The following is a 4333-nucleotide window of genomic DNA, read 5'->3' on the forward strand; positions in this document are numbered from 1 at the left end:
GTTCAGCAGTGTTCAGCGTAAATGTATCAGGGCAGATAAACCTCTGGGGTTGGGGTGAGGATGTGAACTCGGTTGCGCCCTGCCTGCTTGGCCTGGTAGAGCGCGCTATCCGCCTGCTGCAAGGCGGTTTCCGGTTCTGGGCAGTAGTCTTCGCTGAGCACGATCCCACCAATGCTGAGGGTAACCGGCAGGCTGCGCTTGGGGGAGATGTCAATGGGCCGTTTGGCGATAGCCTGCCGCAGAGACTCTGCGTAGCGACCACAGCGAGAGGGGCTAAGTCCGGGCGTAAGGCAAACAAATTCTTCCCCACCATAGCGGTAGAGCAGGCTGGAGGGCCGCAGTTGATTTTGCAGCCGCCCGACGATGGCCTGCAGCACACAGTCGCCGATGTAGTGGCCGTGGCTGTCGTTGATTTGCTTAAAGTGATCTACATCCATCATCAGCAGGCAGAGATAGCGGTAGCGAGCTTCCCCGCGGGCTCCCACCTGCTTGAGCAAATGGGGCAGCGCCTGATCCAGAGCTCGCCGGTTCAACGCCCCGGTCAAGGGATCCGTCAAAGACAAAGACTCCAACAACTCATTGCGGGCTCGCAATTGCCGGTTGGCCTGGGCCAAAGCTTGGGTGAGCCGCTGGAGACGTAACCCTGCCCGCACCCGCGCTCGCAGCTCCTCGGGATCGACCGGCTTGGTGATGAATTCATCCGCCCCCGCATCCAGCCCCTCTACCCGAGCCTCAACTTCAGAACGGGACGTGAGCAAAATGAAATAGACAAACTGCCCTGCGGCGGATCCCTTGAGACGGCGACAGAACTCTACCCCCGACATCTCAGGCATGACCCAGTCGCAGATCACCATGTCGGGCCACTCGCTCTCTTCCAAGCTTTGCAAGGAATCCCAAGCTGCTCGGCCGCTTTCCCAGCTTTCCACGTAGTACTGGGAGCCTGTGAGAACATTGATAATGTAGCAACGAACCACTGGGTCATCATCGACAACCCAAATGCGGGGAGTCCGGGCCGGAACAGAGCTCCAAAAGGTTTCTTCTGCTGAACCAGAAGGGTGGTACGCAGAATCCAAGCCCTCCAGATCAAGGGATGGCATAGCTAAAGAGGAATCGCCCATTGTAGTCGGATCCCAATCTTATCGCCAACAGCTAGTTGGAACCAGAGCCGGGAGCGGCCAGACAAGCATGGTTGGAGGCCCGCTCACGGAGCGCAAGGTGCAGTGCTTCCACAAACTGCCGCACCCGAATCGGGTCGATCATGGGAAAGGGATCCGAATAGCCTGTCGGCATGCCTGCGGAACGGGAAGACCGCTTCAGAGAACTGGCCACAATTACTCCATCTGCCCGTCGGATCAGGCTGCCGATGTTTTCGGCAGTAGCCCCCGAGCCGATGAGCAGCGGCACCTGAGGAGCAACTTTGCGGGCCAGCTCCAGCTCCTCCAGAAGGGGTGGCTTGCCGGTGGCCCAGCCGGAAAGAATGATGGCATCGGCCAGGCCACGTTCCACCGTGTCGGTGATGGCCGCATCCAGGCTGATGGGACTTAGGGGTTGAGCGTGTTTCACCAGCACATCGGCAAAAATCTTGATATTAGCCCCCAGCTCCCGGCGATAGCGCAGCAGGCGGTGGGCATTCCCCTCAATGATGCCTTGGTCGGTCACCATCGCCCCGCAGAGCACATTCACCCGGATAAACTGCGCCCCCACGCAGGCGGCAATCGCCAGAGCACTGCAGCCATCGTTGCGCAAGACGTTGATCCCGACCGGCAGCGAGACCAAGGTTTTCAGCCGCTGGACGATGACGGTCATGGCGCTGACCACCGCTGCGTCCACCCGATCCTTGGCAAAGGGGGCATCGTAAAAGTTCTCGACAAGGATCCCGTCTACCCCTCCTGCAGCCAGGGCAGTAGCTGCCTGTTCTGCCTGAGCGATCACCCACTCCAAGTCCCCCCCCCAGCGGGGCGAGGTAGGCAGCGGCAACAAGTGAACCACCCCGATAACCGGATGGGGGGTTTTGAAAAGGTGTTGCAGCAGGTTCACCGGCAAGCTTCCTCAGGGATCCCTAACGATCTTACGCCTGGATCTGACCCACAGGGGTATTCTCTGGGGGAAGTGTAACATCAGGGTTGGGAGGAAAAGAGCGGGCCAAGCCTCGGAGCAGTTGTGGCACCATCCCCGGCCCTTCGTAAACCCAGCCGGTATAGATCTGCAGCAGGCTGGCCCCCGCTTCCAGTTTCTCCAAGGCGTCGGCCAAGGTGAAGATGCCCCCCACTCCGATGATGGGCAATTTTCCTTGGGTGGAGCGGTGGATGTAGCGGATGACTTGGGTGGAACGCTCCCGCAAAGGGGCACCGCTGATCCCGCCGGCTTCTGCAAGGATTGGCCTAGACTCCGCCCGTGCAAAGGGGATCCCGCGGCCAGGCAGGAAACGGGTTTTCAGGTTATCGCGGCGCAGGGTGGTGTTGGTGGCCACAATCCCGGCCAGTTGATGGTCTTGGGCCAGCTCCAGGATGCTGTCGATGTCGGGCCAGTCCAGATCGGGAGCGATCTTCACCAGAAGGGGTTTTCGCTTCTGATTTTCCCGCTGTAAGGCAGACAGGATGGGCTCCAGTTGCTCAGCAGCCTGCAGGGATCGCAGCCCCGGCGTGTTGGGGGAGCTGACGTTGACCACAAAGTAGTCCCCCAGCTCCTGGAGCAGCCGGAAGCTGGCCAGGTAATCGGCAGCCGCTTCTTCTAGGGGGGTGATTTTGGCTTTGCCCAGGTTGATTCCGATGGGGATGGGACGTTGGTGTAGCCGACGCAACCGTTCCGCCAGAGCCGCCGCCCCTTGATTGTTAAAGCCCATGCGATTGAGGGCAGCGCGATCTTGGGGCAGTTGAAACAGGCGAGGTTTGGGGTTGCCCGGTTGGGGCTGAGGAGTGACGGTGCCCACCTCTACAAAACCAAACCCCAGGCTGGGCCAGACGCCCAGAGCCAGGCCATCTTTGTCGAAGCCCGCAGCCAACCCAAGGGGATTGGGAAAGGTAAGGCCCCACAGCGACACCGCTAGCCGGGGATCCCGGTAGCAAAACAGTCGCTCCAGAGCCGATAGGATCCCAGTGGCCTGGGTGGCATCGATCCAATGCAAGGCGCGCAGCAGGCCCATCTTGACCGCTTCCGGGTCGGCTCTCAGCCCAGAAAAAAGCAGAGGCCACAACACATCTCGGTACAGGTTCACCGCAAAGACCCTCTACAGGTAAACTGCCCCTTGGCTGTAGCTTGCTTCCGCGTCGCAAAAATCGGTGAGCAACTGATGGACTCCGGGCTCACTGCCAGCTAAGGGATATCCCATTGCAGCACTCAACGGTAACCTCTCTGGGCTTGCTCTTTGCCGGAGATGGAGTCCCTTTGCCGCTCAAGGCTGGCTCCCCAAACTGCCCCCAAGAGTAAGGTTACCAGCAGGTGAATGCGGCCATCCAACATCACCACGTCCAAAAGCCCTGAGGCAAAAAATGCCGTCAAGGCCAGCAGCATCCCCAACAGGACGCTTTCTTGCGAGCGCCGCCAAGCTTGCCATCCCCGCGCCAAAATCCAGCCCCACAGGATCAGATGGCCCAGCAACAGCGGGATCCCACCCTCGGCTGCCAGGTGTAGGTACAGATTGTGGCAATGGCCCAGCAGCTCCGGCGGCTCCTGAGCATTATAAAGGGCGGCAAAGCTCTGCCAGCCCCAGCCCGTCAAAGGCCGCTCTCGCGCCATCTGCAGGGCAAAGTGCCAGGCATCCAGACGGTTAGCGGTGGAACTAAAATGGAGCGCCTGGGGATCGAAGGTGTCTGCCAGACGGCTCCAAATCAATCGGGGCACTACGGCCCGCCAGCCCGGCCAATCCCAAGCAGCAGCCAAACCAGCCAACCCTATGCCGACCAAGATCCCGATCCCCCACCAACAGCGCCGCAGGGCCAGCCCTATCACCAGCGCCAGCCCCCCCACTCCCCAGCCGTTGCGAGAGGCTGTCAGCAGCAACAAGAGGGATCCCAGCCCCAACACAGCTCCCAGCCCTACTGCCTGTGGCCAGTCTCTATCGGCTCGATCCAGCCACAGCCCTGCCGCCAAACACAGGTGGATCACCAGGTAGATGGCCAGGATATTGGGGGAAGTAAAAGCTGCCGCCGGTCGCTCTCCCCCGGCAACCCCCGTAATCCAAACCGGCCCCAAGAAGAAGTGCCCCTGCCATTCCCACAGCACTTCTCCCCAACCCAAAAGCAGCATCAGCCCGCTGCCCAGCACCAACACCTGGGCCAACCGCCGACGGCCTACAGGATGGAACTCCGTCCCGCTGACGCGAAAGGACTCCGTC

The 4333-nt window shown here is 60.6% G+C and carries 4 protein-coding genes; all 4 read right to left on the reverse strand.

The window, feature by feature from the left end; all coding sequences use genetic code 11:
- Positions 1–26 precede the first annotated feature (26 nt).
- Positions 27–1097: a diguanylate cyclase gene (locus NW856_RS13900; RefSeq protein WP_414400722.1), complete on the reverse strand. Its 1071-nt coding sequence runs from the start codon at positions 1095–1097 to the stop codon at positions 27–29.
- Positions 1098–1149: 52 nt separating this feature from the next.
- Positions 1150–2037, reverse strand: a complete 888-nt coding sequence (btpA, locus tag NW856_RS13905) for a photosystem I biogenesis protein BtpA (protein WP_414343344.1) — start codon at positions 2035–2037, stop codon at positions 1150–1152.
- Between the two features lie 31 nt (positions 2038–2068).
- Entirely contained in the window at positions 2069–3214 is a 1146-nt protein-coding gene (locus NW856_RS13910; protein WP_414400723.1) for a quinone-dependent dihydroorotate dehydrogenase, read from the reverse strand.
- A gap of 122 nt (positions 3215–3336) precedes the next feature.
- On the reverse strand, positions 3337–4333 hold a 997-nt coding region (locus tag NW856_RS13915), incomplete at its 5' end, for an O-antigen ligase family protein (protein ID WP_414400724.1).

This window comes from Synechococcus sp. R3-13, from assembly GCF_047462195.1.
In the GTDB taxonomy this organism is placed as follows: domain Bacteria; phylum Cyanobacteriota; class Cyanobacteriia; order Thermostichales; family Thermostichaceae; genus Thermostichus.